The sequence below is a fragment of the Streptomyces longisporoflavus genome (genome assembly GCF_014649775.1).
GTDB lineage: Bacteria > Actinomycetota > Actinomycetes > Streptomycetales > Streptomycetaceae > Streptomyces > Streptomyces longisporoflavus.
The window spans coordinates 12,948-31,919 of sequence record NZ_BMTR01000048.1; the positions used below are offsets into that span (position 1 = coordinate 12,948).

The 18,972-nt window shown below is 69.7% G+C and carries 15 protein-coding genes and 4 pseudogenes; 14 read left to right on the forward strand and 5 right to left on the reverse strand.

Annotation, left to right across the window (positions count from 1 at the left end; genetic code table 11):
- Nucleotides 1-555: 555 nt before the first annotated feature.
- Nucleotides 556-1,359 (reverse strand): MBL fold metallo-hydrolase, encoded by an 804-nt coding sequence (locus tag IE226_RS41040; RefSeq protein WP_190086625.1) that lies wholly within the window; start codon nt 1,357-1,359, stop codon nt 556-558.
- A gap of 650 nt (nt 1,360-2,009) precedes the next feature.
- Between IE226_RS41040 and IE226_RS41045 the strand changes: the two genes are divergently transcribed.
- The 11 genes and pseudogenes from IE226_RS41045 to IE226_RS41095 all read left to right on the forward strand — a co-directional run.
- Entirely contained in the window at nt 2,010-3,161 is a 1,152-nt protein-coding gene (locus IE226_RS41045; RefSeq protein ID WP_229871898.1) for a cytochrome P450, read from the forward strand.
- A gap of 155 nt (nt 3,162-3,316) precedes the next feature.
- A complete protein-coding gene (locus tag IE226_RS41050; RefSeq protein ID WP_190086626.1) occupies nt 3,317-3,574 on the forward strand; it encodes an acyl carrier protein in 258 nt (85 codons plus the stop codon).
- A gap of 150 nt (nt 3,575-3,724) precedes the next feature.
- Complete coding sequence (locus IE226_RS41055; RefSeq protein WP_190086627.1) at nt 3,725-4,999, forward strand: wax ester/triacylglycerol synthase domain-containing protein; 1,275 nt, start codon at nt 3,725-3,727, stop codon at nt 4,997-4,999.
- 111 nt (nt 5,000-5,110) lie between these two features.
- Nucleotides 5,111-6,439 carry a wax ester/triacylglycerol synthase domain-containing protein gene (locus IE226_RS41060; protein WP_190086628.1) on the forward strand — a complete coding sequence of 443 codons (1,329 nt, stop codon included), beginning with the start codon at nt 5,111-5,113 and terminating at the stop codon, nt 6,437-6,439.
- The gene (locus IE226_RS41065; RefSeq protein ID WP_229871899.1) at nt 6,436-6,711 is read left to right on the forward strand and encodes an acyl carrier protein; all 276 of its coding nucleotides are present in this window, start codon (nt 6,436-6,438) and stop codon (nt 6,709-6,711) included. Before IE226_RS41060 ends, IE226_RS41065 begins: the two co-directional genes overlap by 4 nt.
- Nucleotides 6,708-7,916 (forward strand): beta-ketoacyl-[acyl-carrier-protein] synthase family protein, encoded by a 1,209-nt coding sequence (locus tag IE226_RS41070; RefSeq protein WP_190086629.1) that lies wholly within the window; start codon nt 6,708-6,710, stop codon nt 7,914-7,916. The genes IE226_RS41065 and IE226_RS41070 overlap by 4 nt, the downstream gene beginning before the upstream one ends.
- Before the next feature lie 87 nt (nt 7,917-8,003).
- Nucleotides 8,004-9,215, forward strand: a complete 1,212-nt coding sequence (locus tag IE226_RS41075) for a wax ester/triacylglycerol synthase domain-containing protein (protein WP_229871900.1) — start codon at nt 8,004-8,006, stop codon at nt 9,213-9,215.
- A gap of 153 nt (nt 9,216-9,368) precedes the next feature.
- Nucleotides 9,369-9,806, forward strand: coding sequence for a hypothetical protein (locus IE226_RS41080; protein WP_229871901.1), 438 nt, complete (start codon nt 9,369-9,371; stop codon nt 9,804-9,806).
- A gap of 410 nt (nt 9,807-10,216) precedes the next feature.
- Nucleotides 10,217-10,480, forward strand: a pseudogene (locus tag IE226_RS41085) (ATP-grasp ribosomal peptide maturase); the annotation flags it as partial.
- A 1,840-nt stretch (nt 10,481-12,320) separates the two neighbouring features.
- On the forward strand, nt 12,321-13,571 hold the full coding sequence (locus IE226_RS41090) for a M20 metallopeptidase family protein (protein WP_229871902.1): 1,251 nt from the start codon (nt 12,321-12,323) through the stop codon (nt 13,569-13,571).
- Between the two features lie 224 nt (nt 13,572-13,795).
- Nucleotides 13,796-14,282 (forward strand): annotated as a pseudogene (locus tag IE226_RS41095) (HAD family hydrolase); the annotation flags it as partial.
- 565 nt (nt 14,283-14,847) lie between these two features.
- Here the strand turns inward: IE226_RS41095 and IE226_RS44975 are convergent.
- On the reverse strand, nt 14,848-14,982 hold the full coding sequence (locus tag IE226_RS44975) for a hypothetical protein (protein ID WP_268251320.1): 135 nt from the start codon (nt 14,980-14,982) through the stop codon (nt 14,848-14,850).
- Nucleotides 14,983-14,986: 4 nt separating this feature from the next.
- On the opposite strand from IE226_RS44975, the gene IE226_RS44980 reads away from it, so the two are divergent.
- Entirely contained in the window at nt 14,987-15,121 is a 135-nt protein-coding gene (locus IE226_RS44980) for a hypothetical protein (RefSeq protein WP_268251321.1), read from the forward strand.
- A gap of 60 nt (nt 15,122-15,181) precedes the next feature.
- On the opposite strand, the gene IE226_RS41100 is transcribed toward IE226_RS44980, so the two are convergent.
- Nucleotides 15,182-15,745, reverse strand: coding sequence for a hypothetical protein (locus IE226_RS41100; protein ID WP_229871903.1), 564 nt, complete (start codon nt 15,743-15,745; stop codon nt 15,182-15,184).
- Nucleotides 15,746-15,907: 162 nt separating this feature from the next.
- Here IE226_RS41100 and IE226_RS45490 point away from each other — a divergent pair.
- Nucleotides 15,908-16,433, forward strand: a pseudogene (locus IE226_RS45490) (IS701 family transposase); the annotation flags it as partial.
- 23 nt (nt 16,434-16,456) lie between these two features.
- On the opposite strand, the pseudogene IE226_RS44600 reads toward IE226_RS45490, so the two are convergent.
- Nucleotides 16,457-16,639: pseudogene (locus IE226_RS44600) on the reverse strand (transcriptional regulator); the annotation flags it as partial.
- Between the two features lie 116 nt (nt 16,640-16,755).
- Between IE226_RS44600 and IE226_RS41105 the strand changes: the two are divergent.
- Entirely contained in the window at nt 16,756-17,445 is a 690-nt protein-coding gene (locus IE226_RS41105) for a methyltransferase domain-containing protein (RefSeq protein ID WP_190086632.1), read from the forward strand.
- 554 nt (nt 17,446-17,999) lie between these two features.
- On the opposite strand, the gene IE226_RS41110 is transcribed toward IE226_RS41105, so the two are convergent.
- Nucleotides 18,000-18,425: a DUF3592 domain-containing protein gene (locus IE226_RS41110; protein ID WP_190086633.1), complete on the reverse strand. Its 426-nt coding sequence runs from the start codon at nt 18,423-18,425 to the stop codon at nt 18,000-18,002.
- Between the last annotated feature and the right edge of the window lie 547 nt (nt 18,426-18,972).

The following is an 18,972-nucleotide window of genomic DNA, read 5'->3' on the forward strand; positions in this document are numbered from 1 at the left end:
CCGAGGCCGAGCAGGGCGAGCCGCCGTGTCCGGCTGTGCCCGTCCCTCAGAAGCCATCCGCTTGTCGATCACGTGGATGGTCTGGTCGAACGGGGACGGGCCGACGCATGGAAGCAGGGCTTCTTGCTAGTTCGGGGGTGCGATTCCATCCGAGTATCAGCAGGCCTTGTTGCCGCAGTGTTTCGCGTCCGGTCCCGCGTGCGTGGAGTCCAACTCGCTGCCACCGTCGTGTGACTGCCTCGCGCGTAGGTGCGGCAACGCGGCGGGTGGGCCGGACCGTACTGTGAGCTGTGGCTCCGACATGGCGGAGGCGCAATGGCGGGTCGTGCTGCCGTTGCACCCTGGCCGACGAGGTCACGCCGAATCGCGACGGGCTGTGGACAGGTTCGCTCAGGAAGCGGTCGACGTGGCCACCTCGCCGCACCGCTCGATCTTGCGGGAGGTCGTGGACTCGTTCCGGGGTGATCACCTCAACGCCTCTGCTCGGCGCGGGTAGCGGTCGCCAGGCCGCGCAGGATGCCACGCGCGGGTTTGCCGACGCGGGCATACACGCGCTCACCGACCGCGGGCGAGGCTTCGGGCCTGCCCTTCGTGAATGTCGCTTGCCCACTCCCAGCCGGGTTTGGGCGATACGACCCGTGGGTCGCTGGAAACCCGGGCGTCACGTAAGTCCTCCACGTACGCTCGATCCAGTCTGATCCTTGCGCGTACCTCCTCATTCCTGGCGACGGATCCGTGTCCGGGGATAAGGACATCGACGTTGTCCGCTACGCCCTCCAGCAGTCCCAGCCCGACGAGGTAGTCCTCAATCGGGTTATCGGTGTGGTCGAGCATGGGAACGAAGACGTCGGAGAGCATGTCGCCGGCGATGAGAACCCGGCGTTCTTCGATCAACAGCGCCGCATGGCCCGGGGCATGCGCCGTATGCTCAATGATCCGCACCTTGGGGCCGTCCCAAGGAAGCTGCGCGGTTTCAGCGGTCAGACCAGTGATGAGGCCGTACAAGTCCAGCGGTGTGTCCTCGGCGATTTCTGGCGGCAGCCCCTCGGCGACACTGGCCTTCCAGTCCGCGTCCGACAACACATCCCGCATGAAGGCCGCGCAGCGGGCTGTGCCGTAACGAGGCACTTCGCCAAGTGCGGCATGCCAGAGCACGTGATCCCAGTCAGGATGCGTCGAGAACCCAGCCGCCACGGGCTGGCCCAGCTCACGAAGGTCGTTTGCCAGGCAGGTCATTTCGGCGCCGGTGATCCCGGCGTCTACGAGTAGCACGCCGTCGCTGCCCTGCACGACAACGGTGTTGTTCTCGAGCAACTCACTCTGATGGATCAGCACACCCTCGGCGACCTGCTTCAGCATGTGGCCCCTCCCCGTTTGATGTCCGCACCCTGCCAGAGTGTCTGGCGCACATCAACACACCTGGACGGAGGTCTGGCATGGCGACTCCCTGCGGCGAGGCCGTCCACGGAGGCCGTCCGAGCCGTTCTACCGGGTAGTTCGTTGAATCCGGTGGTCTTGTGGGTTGACGCCGTAGGCCGGTGCGGGGATGCGAGGGCGCAGCGGCTGCAGTTCTTCCTGTCAGAGCCTCCGGGGAGGGCGAGCGGACCAACGACGGCCAGCGCGGGCATGCTGTCCGTGGACACGGACACCGGCCGTACTCTGCTGAGGGCGCCGCACGATGGGGACAGGGCCGGCGGCCGGGCAGAACGACCCCGCCCGCTCGACCACTGCCGAGGGGCCCTCCGGTAATTTCAGGTATCTGCTCATGATTCAAACCATTTTGGGCGTTCCTGTAGGCCGGTGACCTTAAGGAGACTCGGCCGTTGAGCCCTGGTGAAGCCCGACGCCAGGTCTGTGCCGGAACGCCTCCCTCTCTTCCTCCTGCTGCCGCCGTGCCCCTGTGATGACAAGGCGGCGGGGACGGCCCGGCTGCGGGTCCTCGGCGTCACCGATCCCGGACATCGGCCAGGACAACGTTTTGTGGACGTGTTCGATCTACCTGGAGGACCGTGAACCCCGCGTCTTCGCCCCTGCGCATCGAGTTGAGTCAATCCGGGCCGTTGCCGGCGTTCCTGGCAGATGCTTCGCAAGCCATCGCTCGCGTGAGAGCACCGACCGGCGACGAGGTGTGGCTCGTGCGTGACCACGCCCTTGGGCGTCTGGTGCTGTCGGACGACAGATTCAGCCGGGCTGCGGCCGTCGGAGCCGGGGTGCCGAAGCTGGTCGAGGTCCAGCCCGCCCCGCAGTCGATGGTGAGCATGGACGGCCCCGACCATGCTCGGTTGCGGCGGGTGGTGACGGGTGCCTTCACCGGCCGCCGGGTAGCGCTTCTGGGTCCGTCCATCGAGAGGCTGGCCCACGACCACATCGGCCGGCTGATCGCCGCGGGGCCGCCCGCGGACCTGAGCGAAGGTCTGGCCCTGCCGCTGTCGCGCGGCGTGCTGTGCTCCCTGCTGGGAATTCCCGCGCAGGACAGTGACTGCTTCCGTGATCACGTGGAGGTGCTGTTCGACTCCACCCATGGCACACGCAAGGAAAGGGCCCGGCACCGTGTCCGGTTGGTGAGCTACATGACGGGCCTCGTCGAGCGCAGGCGCCGGGAACCGGGCGACGACCTCCTCACCGCCATGGTCCGGGCACACGACGAGGGCAGGTTGTCACGTGCCGAACTGATCACCATGGGCCTGACGTTGCTTACCGCCGGATACGAGACGACCGCGGGCCAGATCAGTCTGTCGGCGTTCGCCTTGGTGTCCGACCCGATCGCATACCGGCAACTGCGTCGACGGCCCGAGCTGCTGCCCTCGGCGGTGGAGGAGCTTTTGCGGCTCACACCCTCAACCCCGGTGAGTCTTACCAGAGTAGCGACGCAACCGGTACGCCTCGGCGGGGTCACGGTGGCCGCGGGCGAGGCCGTCGTCGTGTCACTGATACACGGCAACCGGGACGAGAAAAGCCGGTCCGCCAGCCACCTGACGTTCGGTCACGGCTCGCACAGGTGCCCCGGCGCGCCGCTCGCCAGGCTCCAACTGCAGATCGTCCTGGCACGACTGCTGCGGCATTTTCCGTCCTTGCGCCTGTCGACCGGGCCGCCGGACGCGCTCGCCTGGAAGGAGGGCCTGATCACCCGCGGGCTCTCCCGGCTGCTGGTGGAGTGGTGAGCAGGATGGGTACGAGGTCGTGCGCCAAACCGCGGCGGAGCCCTCGTACGAGTGAAATGCGTGTCATCGGCCAGTTGTCCCGAGCCATGCGGCGAGGATTGCTGCTCGCCACTGATGGCAGTGGCCGGTTCGAGTGACTTTACGAGGAGTTTGTGGTGGGCACCGGGTACAGCATTGTTGCGAACGTTCTGATCGGCCAGTTCGGCTGCGCGGAGGCCGAGTTGACGCCGGAAACCACGATGGAGGACGTGGACCTGGACTCGCTGGCGCAGGTCGAGTTCGCCGTAGCCCTGGAAAATCAGACCGGCCTGCGGTTCAGCGACGACCAGGTCACCCTGGACACAACGCTGAGCCAGATCGCCGCCACCATCGATGCCTCGTGCGCCCCCGGTGTGGAGGTGGCGGCGCCGTGACACCGAGCGAGCAGCGCCAGAACGCAACAGCGGCCCAGAACATGAAAAACGCTCCGCACAATGAAAAATAGTGTCGTCTTGTCACCCCGCGATGAACTTCTCTGCGGGAGCACGCGTCCCGAACCCCCCATCGGGATGGCCCTGTTGTTCGTGGGGGAACCACCCTCCCTTGCTGACCTGTGCGCGCGCGTGCATGAGCGCTGGGGCGGCATTCCGCTGATGCGCCGCACCCTGCTGAGGCCGGGGCAGCCCTCCTGGCTGCGCCGCCACCGCTGGCAGCAGACCGAGGACATCGACCTGCGCGCTCACGTCGCCGAGGCCTGCGCCGCGGTCCCGCATGACGGCACGGGTGCGGATGCGTTCACGGGGCTGCTCGCCCGCCTGGTCGCCCAGCCGGTGCCCGACGGGCGTCCTCCCTGGCGGCTGCTGCTGGTCCGCCCCGCAGGGGACCAGGGACCGCAGGGCCGGTTCGCCCTCATCCTGACCGCCCACCACGCCCTCATGGACGGACGATCGCTGGAGCGCCTGCTGAGCGGGCTACTCGACGGCGGCACCGCTCACGACGGCTCGGCCCAGGGCGGCGTGCGGTCCGCACGTACGCCCCGGGCCGCTGTGCCGCCCGCACGCGGGGTGTCCGGCAAGCAGACGGAGGGCGCCGGCCGGCCGTTCGAGGCCCTGCGTTCCGGGCGTGCCCTGCCGTTTCCCTCCGGGCCACCCCGCCCGGAGAGGGACTTCGTCTGGACCGGCCTGGACACGGACACGGTACGAGGAGCTCGCCGGGCCCTGCCGGGGCTGGGCGCGACCCTCAACGAGCTGGTGCTCGCGGCGTCCGCGGGCGCTCTGCGCGCCGTCCACGGCACCCCGGAGCGCTGGCCGGGAGCGGCCCGCCCGCTCTACGGCATGTTTTCCGTGGACCTGCGCACGCCGGAGCAGGGCGAAGAACTCGGCAACCTCCTTTCGGTGGTGCGGCTTCCCCTGCCCGTGCAGCTCGTGGGCCCTGGGGAACGCCTGCGAGCCTGCCGTGACCTGCTGCGGGGCCCTGGTCCGGCACATGACGCCGACGCCTCGATGCGCCTGGTCGAGGCCGCCTCCCGGATGGGGCCGTGGGCGCTTCGCCTGCTCATCAAACGGGCCGGCTCGCCGAGTTGGGCCCCCGTGACCTGCACCGTCATCAGATGGCCTCGCGGGCCCTGGTCCCTGGACGGTGCGCTGCTGGAGAGGGTGCTTCCCCTGGCGCCGATGCTGACCCCGGGAGCGGTCCGCGTGGCACTCACGGATTACGCGCGCGTCTTCACCCTGTGCGTGACCGGCGACCTTCCCGGGGGCCACGCCCGCGAACTGGCCGACGCCTTCGGGCGGGAACTGGCCGCCCTCGCGCACAGCGTGCCGGAGTTCAGCGCCCGGCACAGTGACCGGCCTTCGTAACCCGGGGCTCTGCGCCTCGTTCCAGTTTGTGTCGTGGGGTGACAGGCGCCGGGCAACAGTGCCCGACTCCGGGGAAGATGACCGACAAAAGACAGGTAGGCGGCGTATCGCATGAGGCTGTCCCTCGCCGATGAGATGCTCCTGCGCAACGGCTGCTCCGGTGTCACGGGCCTGGCGGCGGTTTTCACCGGGGCACAACCTTCGCTGGAGGAAGTCCGGCAGCGGGTCGCCGAACGCTGGACGTCCCTGCGACGGTTGAACCAGGTGCTCCATCTCACGCCCGGCGCAGGCGAGGAGGGGCGCCGAGCGCCGCGCCGGCGCCGCGCGCGCTGGAGCGTCCCGGGGCCGTTTTGCCCTCAGGAGCACGTGGTGGCCGCGGACGGTGAGTTGCACGAGCTGTGGGCGAACGTCGTGAACCGTCCGCTGCCCGAAGGTGTGCCGCTGTGGCGGTTGTTCCTCGTCCCGGGCGGATCGGAAGGCGGCTTCGCGCTGGCGCTGGTGGCCCAGCACGTGCTGCTGGACGGGCGCTCCCTCGCCGTTGCGATGCGCGTCCTGATGGACGGTGCCGATCCTGTGCGGACCACCAGCCGCGTGCCGCGGCCCCGCATCCCGCTCGGAGCTGTGGCCAGGGAGCTCAAGGCGCTGACCGTCCCCGGGCAGGCCCTCCCCACGCCCTCGCCGCACCAGGCGGCGCCCTCGGTCGCCATCCGCACGCTGCCGGTTGCCACTCTGCGTGCCGCGAGCCGGCACCCCCGGGACACACGCGGCGCCACACCGAACGAGCTGCTGGTCAGCGCGGTGGCCGGCGCGCTGCGCACCCACGTCGGCCCCCCGAAGTACTGGCCGTCCACCCGGCCCGTGTACACGCTGGTGCCGTGCGACCTGCGTACGCGGGACAACCAGGACGAGCTGGGCAACGTCGTCACAGCCGTGCGCGTCGCGCTGCCCCTCGGCCTCGACGACCCCGTGGCCCGCCTGCGGGTCTGCCAGAGCGCACTCCAAGCGGTGCCCGAACGAGCCGCCGTCCACGCCGCCGCGCTGCTCCCCCTGGCCGAGAACGTCCGGCGGATAGCCCCGTGGGCGGCCACACCGGTGACCGGCAGAGAAAGCAGGTCGTCCTACCTGGCGACCGTGACGACCACCGCGAAGTGGCGTGGCGGCTCGACCACCTTCCAAGGCCGTGAGCTACGGCACATGGCGGGACTGCCCCCGCTGCGCCGGCCGGGCAGTGCCAGCTTCCTGCTGATGCACAACCGCAGCGCGTGCACGCTCACCGCCGTGTGCCATCTCCTCCCCGGCAGCGCCCACCGGCTCGCCGACGCCGTCGCACAGGAGATCGAGACCCTGGCACGGAGCGCAGAGCCGGGCCACCACGCCGGCCGCACCGGTTCGAACCGACCAGCACCCCATGACGGCACCAGAACAAAGGAAGCACCGTGAACACCGAACAGCTGGACCACTGGGATGAGCTGCGGGCCCTGTGCGCGAGCATCATGTCCGTGCCGGTGCAGGACGTCGTACCGCAAGCCCGGCTCGTGGCCGACCTCGGAGCCGACAGCTTGGACATCACCGAACTGCAGGCTGCCTCGGAGGACCACTTCGATGTGTCCGTCAAGGGCGTCGACCCCGCCTCGGTATGCACGATCGGTGACGTGGCCGTACTCATCGAGAGGCTGCGCACCGCTCAGACCTCGGATGCGGTCACCGGATGACACACAAGAACGCCGTCGCGGTCACGGGCCTCGGCGTCCGCTGCGGGGCAGGGACGAGCGTCGGCGCACTGTGGGAGAACCTGCTCACCTCCCGCTCCGCGGCCAGGATGCACGCCTTCGATGCCGAAGGCACCGTCGTGGTCCCCGCATGCCCCATGCCCGGGTTCACACCGGAGGGTTACCTCACCGCGAAAGAAGCGCGGCGAACAGACCGTTCCGTGCAGTTGGCGGTGTGCGCCGCGACGGACGCCGTCGCGGATGCCGGAGGCCTCCATGTCCCCGCCGGCCGCAGGGCGGTCGTCACCGGCACCGCCTATGGCGGAGTGATCAGCCAGGAGTCCGGAGTCGGGCAGCCCGACGTGCTGTACGTTCCCCGGATCATGCCCAACGCCGGCGCACACTGGCTCAGCGCCAAGTTCGAGGCCACCGGCCCCACCCTGACCCTCTCCACTGCCTGCGCCTCCGGCAGCCACGCGGTGGGCGAGGCGATGCAGATCATCCGGGACGGGCGCGCCGACGCCGTCGTCGCAGGCGGCCACGAAAGCCCGATGACCGCGACGACCGCGCTCGCCTTCGGACGGTCCGGTGCCATGGTCACCCAGTGCGACGACCCCGCCCGCGCCTTGAGGCCCTTCGACACGGACCGGCAGGGATTCCTGCTCGCCGAGGCCGCGGCATTCCTGGTGCTCGAACGGCTGGACCACGCCCGCCGCCGCGGTGCGCGCATCTACGCCACCCTCACCGGATACGGGTGCACCTCCGACGCCCATCACCTCACGGCGCCACACCCCGAAGGCACCGGCGCGCGAGCGTGCATGGAGCAGGCGCTCGCTGACGCCGGCACCCCCGCCGACGCCGTCACGCACATCAACGCCCACGGCACCGGCACCGCTTTGAACGACGTGGCCGAAGCACGCGCCCTCACCGCCCTCTTCGGCCCCGCCGCCGTCCCGGTGACCGCCTGCAAGTCGGTCACCGGGCACTCCCTCGGAGCGGCGGGAGCCCTGGAAGCCGTGATCACCGCCCTGTCACTGCACGAAGGAATCGTGCCGCCGACCGCGAATACCACGCGGCTCGATCCGCAATGCGACCTGGACGTCGTCACCGCCCGGCCGCGCAAACTGCCCGCCGGACCGGCCATCAGCAACAGCTTCGCCTTCGGAGGCCACAACTCCTGCCTCGTCTTCGACACCCCCCGGCCCTGACCCTCCGGCCGGACCGAGAACGAGGACCGTACCCATCACGAGCGGGAAGGGACACACATGCGACTGTCGGGGATTGAGGGAGGCTTCGTGCGCGCGGGGCTGCCCGGAACGATCGGCACCGCCATGCTGTACACGGGCAAGCCCTTCGACCTGGCCGAACTCCGCTCCCGCGTCGCTGAGCGGTGGGGTGCGCTGGACCGGATGCACCAGATCCTGAAGCCGCCTTCCCGGCCGGCGGCGCTCTCCGGCCACCGCTGGGTGTACGCGGGACCGTTCGATCCGGCCGCACACGTCACCGCCTGCGCACAGGAACTGCAGTCGCTCCTGGCCGCAGCGGTAGTCCGGCGGCTGCCTCCTGACCGGCCCCTGTGGCAGCTACTGGTACCCGAAGCCGCGCCGACCGGCGAACAGCCCCTGGTGCTGCTGGCCCACCACGCGCTTCTCGACGGCCTCTCCCTCGCCACCCTCCTTCGCCTCCTCATGGACGACCCCAACATCCCCGTCCGCGCACCGAAACCCGCCCAGACGCCGCCGCGTCCCCGCGTCCCGGTCACCCACCTCATCAAGGAGTGGCACAACAGCAACGCCGTTGGACAGCCCCTGCCGCCGGCACCCGGCGAATGCAGCCCCAGCGTTTCCATCACCCGACTCGACCCCGCCGTGATGCGCTCGGCACGGCGTCAGCCCGCAACCGGACGGGGCGCGACGTTGAACGAACTGCTCCTCAGCGCCCTGGCCGGTGCCCTGCCCGCCTGCTACGACGCCCTCTCATCCCGGTCCTGCGGCGCCGCGCCCCTCTACGCGAGAGTGCCCGTGGACCTGCGCAGCCCCTACGAGGCACAGAGGCTCGGCACCCTCATCACCGCCATCCGCGTCCCGCTGCCCGTGGACACCGATTCCCCGGCCGACCGCCTGCGGACCTGCCAGCACCTGCTGTCAGCCCTGAACCGGCGATGCCATGCCCACCGTGCGGCCCTGCCCGTCCTGGAGGGCATCTCCCGTGCGGCACCCTGGCTGACCACAGCGCTGACCCAGCGCATGACCCGGCCCGATGTGAACACAGCAGTGTGCACGGCGTTCAAGTGGCGAGGCGGTCCGGGCCGCCTGCACGGCCGCCGCCTGACCGGCAGCGTAGCCCTGCCTCCCCTTTCCCCGCCCCGCAGCGTGAACCTCGCCGTCGTCCAGAACGCGGAGAACTACACGCTCACCGTCGTAAGCCACCTTCGCCCCGGTGACTCCAAACTGATCGCCGACACCGTGGCGGAGGAACTGACCATGATGGCTGCAATGAGCGGTTGAGCCGGCGAAATCCAACGGACGGCGGGCGCCGGCCCGCCACCAGCGGCAGGACCGAGCAGCCGAGGCTGCCCGCGCGATCGCCGCGAACTTCCCGGCACGAAGGGGAAGGTCGGTGTGATCACTCCCTACTGCAGGGGTTCAGAAGTGCCCGTCATGGGTCAACCGCGAGCGGCCGTGTCCCCGGACGTGCTGGTGCGGATGCAGTGTGCCGTCGCGGATGCGCTGTGGCACTACACCGCCACCCCGGTCGCCAAGCCGTACTACGTGCGCGGGTGCATCCCGGACCCAAAGGGGCCGCGGGTGACCGTTGCGCTGTGGACCGGCCCCGCGGCAGACGAGAAGAGGAACCTCTTCCTGTCCATCCCGCTGGTGTTTGACGGTGTGCCCTTCTCGGCGACGCACGTCACCCCGGGGTTGCTGCGGTTGGGGCGGGGACCCCACATGTTCGGCTTCACCGGCCACCTGTTCGACGGCAAGCGCGTCCTCGACGGCAGCGCGCTGGTCAGGGGTGTCGCAGCGGCTCCGCCACCCGGGGAGAGCGATGAACGGCATGGGCCCGGGGCTTCTACTTCGAGCGACCCGGACGGTTGACGAAGTATTGAGTGGTGAGCCGCTCCACGTGGAAAGCGGCGGCTCGTGGCACGGTTCCAGGCCAGGCACCCCACCGCCAAAGGCTGCCTTGACCGATACCGCCTCCAGGGCCGGGCATGTACATCCATCCCCCCGGAGCGCGGGGATGGACCCACGATCGATGTGGAGTGGATCGAGGTCGGCCACCGCTCCCCGCACGCCGCGGGGGAGAGGCGCAGGGGTTTTGACGCGTGGGCCCGTGGTCAGGCCTGCGGGACAGGCGGAAGCCGTCGGCTTCACTGCCCTGCCCAGGCGTACCCGGATTTTGCCTGGCCGCGAACGGGCGGGAGGCGGCGTGTTCGTACGGTGGATGCCCTTGCGGTATCCGGCACCGACACCAAGGCCCTTTGAATTAAGGGGGGTTGGGCACCGTGCCGCCGACGCTGGTGACGAACGATCCGGACGAGGCGCGGTCCTCCATCGACAGCCGCGACCAGGTGATTTTCAAGACGCTACGGTGGACGCCCTACCAGCGAGACGGTCTTCCCCTCACCGGGTGGGCGGACCCGGTCACGGTGCCCGAGATCGACGAGAGCGTGCGCGTGGTGCCGCACCTGTTCCAGGCCGCCGTGGACAAGGCGGCCGACATCCGTGTCCTGGTGGTCGGCCGGCAGGTGTTCGCCGTGCGGATCGAGCCCCGTTGGCCGAGTGGGCCGGTGCTACATTCCTTGCGCATGAACGTTTCTCTGCCCACCCGTCGCACGCTCATCGGCGTGGCCGCTGTCGCCGGAGCCTCCGCGCTGACCGGCTGCGCCAAGGACGACACGTCGGGCGGGAAGGGGAAGAGACGACCTCCGCCCGGCCCGTCCACCACCGATGCGGCACGGCTGGACGAGTCCCCGCCCGCCGCTGACACCGCTTCGGCCAGATCGACGGGCGGGGCTTGGCGCTATACGCACCTCTCGCCCGAGCGCAGCGCCTCTTATCTCGCGCTCGCCGTCACGTCGCGGGATGACGTGTGGCTGCTGGGGGCACGGGAGGCGCATTCCTCCACCCCGTTCCTCGAGCACTGGGACGGCAAGCGATGGAACGAGCCCACCCCGCCCGACGAGCTGATCGCGGGCGGCCGAGGATCCTCCTGGGCACTGGCCACGGGCGCGCCCGGCGGGATCTGGCTCGCACAGCGCACGGGGCAGGACGGACAACTCGCTGTGTTCAACCGGAAAGGCGGGTCGTGGCAGCGGCTGCCCGATCCTCCGGTCACCCGGGGCAGCCGATGGCAGGGCGGGGCGACGGAGGGCGCCTGGTGCGTGGCCTCGGGGGCGCACCTGTGGGTCAGCTCCTACGGCAAGGTCGTGCATTGGGACGGGAAACGCTGGGATGTTCCCCCGCTGCCCTTCCGCGCAGCCGCTCTCGCCGCCGCGTCTGCCGAGGACGGCAACCACCGGGTGTGGGTGGCCGGTTCGGTGGACACCGAGTGCGGTCAGGAGCAGTGCTACCCGCAGCCCGCCACCGCCCGGTGGGCGCAAGGCGCCTGGCAGCAGCTCGCCACCCCCTCGTTCCACTTCCCCGACCCCGTACCGCCCGAGGCGTCCGCCTCACTTGACTCCCTCGTCCACGACCCCGTGAGCGACCGCCTCTGGGCGCTCGGCCGCCACAGCTACAACCACGGTGAGGCGGACAAGGAGCCCGGCGACGAGAGCATCCTGCTGACCGGTGACGGCACTACATGGAGGAAAGTACGCGCTCCCGATACCGGCCGGGCCTTCATGACCGCAACGACCGTCCCCGACGGAACCGGCGGGCTGCTCCTGGACTCGCGGACACGCCGTACCGAAAGCGGGAAGGTGCACAAACTGCGCGACCCGGGCCGGCTGCCCGAGCCGTCCGAAGTGTCGAAGTCGAAGCGGAAGTACGACTTCAAGCAGCCGTTCGACATTGCCGTGACGCGACTGATCCCCGGCACCCGGACCGTCCTCGCAGCGGGAGTGGCGATCTTCAACAATTCCACGAGCACGGGGAACCCGCCACGGCGTCCCGTACTGGCCCGCTACGACGCGGACGGTGAAGCCTGACCGGCTGCCGGACACGGGCGGTGAAGTCCCGGGGGCCTGGCTCTGTGTCTTTTGCCGGGGCGCCCGGGTGGTCAAGATCCAAGCCGAGAACCCCGATCCGGGGAGAGCCGGTGAAACGATCCTGCCGGTCCGCGCGGCGCGCCAGGCTACGTCCCAGCCCCGGTGTGACGGCCTGCGCCGACCGCCCTGCGACGTGCACGAACCTCCGGGGCCCGTGTGCGTCGCAAGGTCTCCCGTGAAACCGGGCCATCCGCACACCCGCCACTCGCCGCTCCCGGAACGGCCGCCCCCACAATGCGGACGACCCCTGCTCGGCCTCGCCGTTCCACGCCGCATTCGAAGCTAATCTCGCCTCACGGCGGCCGGGGAGAGTTCATGGCTCTTGGCCTGCCCGATGCCACCCCGCAGATCTGCACGGTCTATTCGCGCAGTCCATCCTCGAGTCGGCAGGAGCCGCCACGTGAGCGAGGAAGCCACCAACAGCCCGGCCACAGGCCTGCCGGAGGAGAACGATCTGCTCGCCCGGGCGCGCCGTATGCTGCCCGGCATCGTCAGTCTGCGCCGGGCTCTGCACCGCGACCCTGAACTGGGCCGACATCTGCCCCGCACCCAGGAACGGGTCCTTGAGTCCCTTGAAGATCTTCCCCTGCACGTCACCACCGGCACTCACCTCAGCTCGGTGACAGCCGTCCTTGAGGGTGCACGGCCGGGCCCCACGGTGCTGCTGCGGGCCGACATGGATGCGCTGCCCCAGCATGAGGACACCGGCCTGGACTTCGCCTCCCGCGTCCCCGGCGCCATGCATGCGTGCGGTCACGATCTGCACACCGCGATGCTCGTCGGCGCTGCCCGCCTTCTCGCGGAGCGGCGGGAGGAGCTCGCGGGACGGGTCGTGTTCATGTTCCAGCCCGCCGAGGAGAGCGGAGGCGGCGCCGCCGACATGATCGAGGAAGGCGTCCTGACCACTCACGACGGGGACAGCGTGGACGCTGCCTTCGCCCTGCACGTCACCACGCGCTTCGAAGCAGGCACCCTTCATCTGCGGCCGGGCCCCATGTTCGCGGCCTCCGACCGGATCCGTCTGACCGTGCGCGGCCAGAGCGGCCACGCTTCGGCGCCCCACCTGGCACTCGACCCCATCCCGGTGGCCTGCGAGATCGTCCAGGCCCTGCAGAGCCTGGTGACCCGGACCGTGAACATCTTCGATCCGGCCGTGCTCACCATCGCCCGCATCGAAGCGGGTACCACCAACAACGTCATCCCGGAGAGCGCCGAACTCCACGGCACCTTCCGCACCCTGACCCCCGACACCCGCCGGCAGGTACGCGCGGGCATCGAACGCGTGGCCCGCCACATCTGCGCCGCGCACGGCGCCGAGGCCGGCATCGAGCTGACCGAGAGCTACCCGCCGCTGCACAACGAGCCGGCCTTCACCGCTGCCGTGGAGAAGGCCGTTGCCGCACGGCTGGGACGGGACATCGTCTACGCCCTCGCCGAACCGGTGATGGGCTCGGAGGATTTCGCCTACGTCCTCGAACGCATCCCCGGCGCTATGGCCTTCCTCGGTGCCCGCCTGCCCGACCCGCCGACTCAGAACGTTCCGGACATGCACTCCAACCGGGTCGTCTTCGACGAAGCCGCCATGGCCACCGGCATCGCCGTGCACGCGGCCGTCGCCCTTCAACACTCCAGGGGAGCAAGCGGCGCATAGGTCATAAGGCTGCAGGGGGCACGGCGCCACCGGTGTGCCGGAGCCTTCGGGCAGCCGGGCAGCCGGGCAGCCGGGCAGCCGGGCTGTCGGGCAGGCGGGCTGTCGGTGCTTCCTGGCGTGGTCAGCGTGCGGCTGCCTTTGCCCGGTCTTCCGCGGAATCTGTTGCGCAGGGCGGGTGCGGGATGACGTCGGCGGCCAGTCGCTGAAGCTGCTCGGTCTGGTCGTACACGGCCCTGGAGATCGGGCAGATCGGCCGGGCCGAGTGGAACGAGGGGACGGCTGCTCTGCCCGGCACGCACGTGGCGGCAGAGAACCTTATGGGTCGCGCCCGGGCGAAAGTGCCGCCAGTCCGGCGGATGGTGGCGCTCGCGCGCGCTGCGAAGGGTGCCGGGTACCGGTTGGCACTCCTGTCGAACAGCTGCGGGCTGGAGTCGTTCACCCCGTGTGAGCAGTCCGGCATCTGGGACCTGTTCGTCGTCCATGTGGCCTCGGAGGCTGTTGGGCTCGCTAAGCCGGACCCGGTGATCTACCAACTCACCCTGGACCGCCTCGGCCTGCCAGGATCATCCTGCGTTTTCGTCGACGACCACCGGGTGAACCTTCCGCCCGCCGAGGCCCCTTGGCATCTGCACCGTCTTCGCGACCGCGGAGGGCCAGGCGGTCGCCGAGCCGGAAGTTCTTCTCGGTGTGCGCGTGGTCCTGCCGGTATAGGTGTCTTTGGCCCTTGCCCAACTCCTGCCCTGCGAAAGGGTGCGCGCACCAGTGGGGGAGTGGGTACGGTCCAAGCCGGGCTTGATTGGCCCCGAGCGACGGGTGCACGGCGAACGTCTGCCGTCACGTCGTCACGGGCAGACCGTCGGCGCCCGCTGCGTGCGCAACGAGCCCGGGGCGTACGCGGGACAGATGTGTAGCTGAGGCTGTCGGGCAGGCCGCCCGCTTCTCGGCGGATTCTTCCCACCCTGTCGTCCGGCAGATCATCACCCGTGCCGAGGCGGTGAAGAAGGTCAGGAGAAGAAGGACGCCGATTGCTGTGCGGTCGGGGTCGCGGTGGATGCGGGGGACGGCTCCGTGCCTCGGGCGTGCCGAAGGGGTCCACGGCGCCCGGTCGCGGCAACGGCTTCGGCGGGTCTTGGGGGGTCCGCGTCCTCGTACCGGCTGACCGTCGCGAACATCCAGTTCGTGTCGGCCGGTTGGTGCACCACGTGGGTCACGAGGTACTCCGTGACCGACCACTGTGCCGCCTCGCCCTCCGTCTGCCGGGCCAGCCACCGCCCCGTCACGCGGCAGATGCCGGATCAGGGTCGCGAGACGGGGGAGAGGACAGGCGGCCGCGGTGCCAGTCCAGGAGGACGAGGCCGTAGAAGCAGAGCAGGTCGGCCTCCGGAGCATCGGCGTGTTCGTCGACGACCACGCCGATGCTCAGCCTCCCCCAGGCCGAGCCCGGTCTCCTTGCCGTACGCCGCATGGCCGCCGCCCTGACCCGGCGCGGTGCCAGCGAGGCTGAGCAGCGCGTGCAGCTGGTAACGGTGGCCGGGGCGGACATGGAGTGAGACCCAAGAGCGTCACCTGATGGGAATTGGCAGCGCGCTGAGGAGACGTCGCAAGAGCCACTAACCTCCGGTCAGGGTTCCTGGTGGGATTTCTGCGTCTTTGGCTTTGTCGCCGGGCTGCAGTTGACGGTCGTAGCGGCCTTGGCGCCAGACGAGCTTTTTGAACTGTTCGGTGGTGAGGACGCCCTGCCAGGGGGTGCCGTCGGGGCAGAAGACACCTTCGCAGCCGTAGCAGTAGTGGGCCGGCAGCCAGTATTCGTTGGCCAGCATCTCGCCGGACGTCTCGGCGTCCTTGTCCCGGCCGTCATTGCGCACGACTGCGATGGTGACGGCGAGGATGAGCAGCCCGAGGACCACGCCGCCGATCGTGTACAGCTGGTTGTCCTTCTCTACGCCGGTGTAGGCGAGACCGCCGCCGAACATGAGGCTCAGGACGAGCCCCTCGGCGAAGTGCATGCAGCCGTCGCCGCTGCCGCTGTTCTCGGGGCCCTTCGCCAGGCGGGTGCCGAGGTTCTTGGTCAGGGCGCCCTTGCCGGACTGCGCCTGTTCAACCGTGAGTACCTCGGCTCCGCCGCAGCGCGGGCAGGTCGGCGGCTGCGGCTGCGGCCTTTGGTCCGTTGTCATGCGCAGAACGCTATCGGGTGCGGATGTCGGCACTGATGGCGGAGTGCGGTGCGAGGAGCGGGTTGCGAGGACCGGCAGCTTCTGTCTGCTGCTCTCTCCCAATGAGTTCACTCGCATGCTCGCCGGCGCGGAGCTCACGCTGGGCCTGGCGGCTGGTCGTGAGCCACCACCAACCCGGCCACCCTGCCGGAGAAAGCCACCTGATACCTGGCCACCAACCCGCCCCACCCCAGAGCCGCCTGCGCCGCCACCAGCCCGCACCCGCCGGCCGACCTCGCCGAGGTCGTCCGCCTTTACGGCCTGGGGCCGTGGCTCGAGCAGAGCTACGAGCAGGTCAAGGACGAACTCGGCTGGGCCGACTTCCAGGGCCGTTCCGACCGTGCCATCCGCCTACATCAGATTCTGGTCAACTGCGCGTTCTCTTTCTGCTGGGACCAAAGGTTCGTCCCACCCCGCCCCGTGGATGCCACCGCACCGGACACGTGCCCCAGCGAGGGGCAAGAGAGGGAGCCCCGCCTCCGTCCCACCAGCACCAACAGCCCTACTGGCCCTGGGCCTTACGGGCGATCCGTTCCTGGCTCGACCCCGCGGTCACCCACATTCGATGGTGGCGAGCCCGGACAGAGAAGGATCCACCCTCCGAGCTTCAGGACTTGATCGACGCGGTCATCACCGGACACGGCATTGACCTCTACCGCCGGATTTAACGAACTACTGGTAACGACCTCGCCGACTCGTGGCGGCTTGGAGTTCCCTGACGCCGCTCGTGCGGGGGTGGCGTTGTGCCAGTTCGTCGACGATGCTGCGGATCGCGGGGCGGTCTCGGACCTCGCCGGGGCTGGCTCGGTACGCGTCGAGGAGGGAACGGACGGTCTGCTCCGGGCGTCCCCAGGCCCTGCTCGTGCGTGACTACCCGTACGACTCAATCATGGCGGCTCGGATCCTCGAAGGCCGGGTGAGGACGACCGGAACCAGCCCAACGTCAGTCCGCACCCGCCAAGATGGTGCGGATGACGACCACGGCAGACCTCTGGCACCACTACGGCCGCACCCGCGCCGAGCGCGACCGCGCCGTCCCCGATGCCTTCCACTGGATCTGGAGCCAGGACAGCGGTCCCGGCTGCGAAGTGCTGGGCGATCTCACGGGACACGTGGTCGGCGACCTCGGCGCCGGAGCCGCCCGGCACGCCGCACACCTAGCCCTCCACCACGAGCCCGCCGAGATCGTCGCCATCGATGCCTCCTCCGCGCAGTACGAGATGGCCACCGACCTGTTCGCCCACCTCGCCCCATGCCTGCGTATCGCGTCGTCCGACGCCGTGCCCCACCTTCAGGTGACGAAGAGCGGCTACGACGTGCTGTACAGCGTGTTCGGGGCTGTCGACTTCACCGATCCGCGCGAGCTACTGCCGGCGACAGCCGCTGCGCTGAAGCCGGGCGGACGGCTGGTCTTCTCTACCCTGGCCCACTACCTGAACGGCGCTCCGGCCCAACCGGACCTGGTGGCAGCCGACATCCCCGCAAAGACTCCCGAGGGAGAGACTGCCTCGCTGCGCCGCTGGGTCCTCCAGGAGCAGGTATGGGTGAAGGCCCTCGACGAGGCCGGATTCACCAACATCGCCGTGGACATGCTGCCGGCGAAGTCTGACGGACACCGAGCGGCGGACACATTGCTCGTGATCGCTGACCGGCAGCGCTGACCTGCCCCCCTCTCCTCTCGAGGATGGTCGCCCTTCGCGCTGCCTGAACCGAGCTGTCACACCGCAGTGCATCGCGCCGTTCCCCTGACCAAAGGCCGGAAACGAAGCAGGGGATCGGCCGTGACATTTGGCGTGACCGAGACGGAGTTCGCGGCATTGTGGGCGCGGCTCTGCGCCCACCTCTCGGAGGACTTGGCCCGGGGAAGCGGTCTGCCGCAACCTGAACCGGTCACAGCCGCCTACCTGACACGGGCCCTTGACCGTTCGGGGTTCGCTTCCCGCGGTCAACCTCAGATGTCCGTCCGGATCCGCGAGCGCGGCGCCACCGTCGCGGTGGGACCGCTTCGGTTTCCGGTGGGCCGCCGAGCGCTCGCGGCCCACCGGGGACGGCGTCCTGTTCGTCATCCGGGAGGGGCAGTTGATCTCCGACTGGCACTCCTGGCCGCGCCCTGAAGAGCCGGGGAGCCCCGGACCGATGCGGTCCGGGGATCGCTCGCATCCGTTACGGCCAACGGCGCCGCCCGACCCACCCCCTGGGCCGACGAGTGAGGCCGTCACCAGTACTGGATCATCACCTTGGTGAGGATGATGACCCCCACCCCGAGGATGCCGAGACCAAGGACCGTCCCGAACATGTCCTTGGCCGGCTGGGGCTCCGAGGCCGTGGCCTTGTCCGGCTCGTCGCCCGTGTAGTACACGAGCGTGGCGTCGCCAGGTTCCCGGCTCGCCGGGCCGCCTGACTCTTTGAACCGGACGGCCAGGCCGTCCGCCGTCGTGAAGTCGTATTCGTGCCACTGGATGCGCCGAGCTACGTTGTTGACCATCTGGACAGTCGCCCAGGCACGTACCACCCGCGCCTGCGCGGTGAGTCCGCTCTCCCACGCCATGCGCCGTTGCCGCGTTCGGCGCACGATCGTCTGGGCGGCCCAGAGCATCAGCGCGATGAGTAGCGGGAAGAGTATGTGGAAGACGAAATCCATGCCGTAGGTACCCCGTACGTGTGGAAAGGGAGCAATGCGCGTGGCGGCCGATCATGGTGCACGCGGACCTTATCCGAGTGCACCAGGGGCATGAACACCCAGGGCTACCGCGCCACGCTCCTTGTGCACGGCGGGTGTTGGCTGCGCCTGGCGCCGTACCCATTAGCCGGGAGGCCGGCAAGCTCCGGGGTGCACCGAGCAGGCCGCCCCGGTCGTCCGCGACGCACGCAAACCCGCACTTCAGGCCGTGCAAGGCCGGACCGGCGACGGGTACGCCTACCGCGTCGAACTGACTGCCTGCGTGGACGAGCCACTGCTGAACCGCTTGCGCCGGACGTCGGCGCATGCCGCTCCGCCGGAAAGAGGTCGGACAGCGAAACGAGACGATCCGTATTGCGGGGCCGGGGGTGCTGCCCTAGACTCACAACGAGCCGAGACGGACCGTCTTGTTTACTGGGGGTGAAGCGCGTCGTGGCAACTGCGCGAGTGTGGCTCATTACCGGTGCATCCCGCGGCCTGGGCCGGGCCTTTGCCGAGGCTGCCCTGG

Bases quoted from the DNA above. Each gene is read 5' to 3' on its own strand.
- IE226_RS41110 (WP_190086633.1), bottom strand. From the start codon at position 18,425: ATGGATTTCGTCTTCCACATACTCTTCCCGCTACTCATCGCGCTGATG.
- IE226_RS41105 (WP_190086632.1), top strand. From the start codon at position 16,756: ATGACGACCACGGCAGACCTCTGGCACCACTACGGCCGCACCCGCGCC.
- IE226_RS41060 (WP_190086628.1), top strand. From the start codon at position 5,111: ATGAGGCTGTCCCTCGCCGATGAGATGCTCCTGCGCAACGGCTGCTCC.
- IE226_RS44980 (WP_268251321.1), top strand. From the start codon at position 14,987: ATGCTCAGCCTCCCCCAGGCCGAGCCCGGTCTCCTTGCCGTACGCCGC.
- IE226_RS41080 (WP_229871901.1), top strand. From the start codon at position 9,369: ATGGGTCAACCGCGAGCGGCCGTGTCCCCGGACGTGCTGGTGCGGATG.
- IE226_RS41040 (WP_190086625.1), bottom strand. From the start codon at position 1,359: ATGCTGAAGCAGGTCGCCGAGGGTGTGCTGATCCATCAGAGTGAGTTG.
- IE226_RS41070 (WP_190086629.1), top strand. From the start codon at position 6,708: ATGACACACAAGAACGCCGTCGCGGTCACGGGCCTCGGCGTCCGCTGC.
- IE226_RS41100 (WP_229871903.1), bottom strand. From the start codon at position 15,745: ATGACAACGGACCAAAGGCCGCAGCCGCAGCCGCCGACCTGCCCGCGC.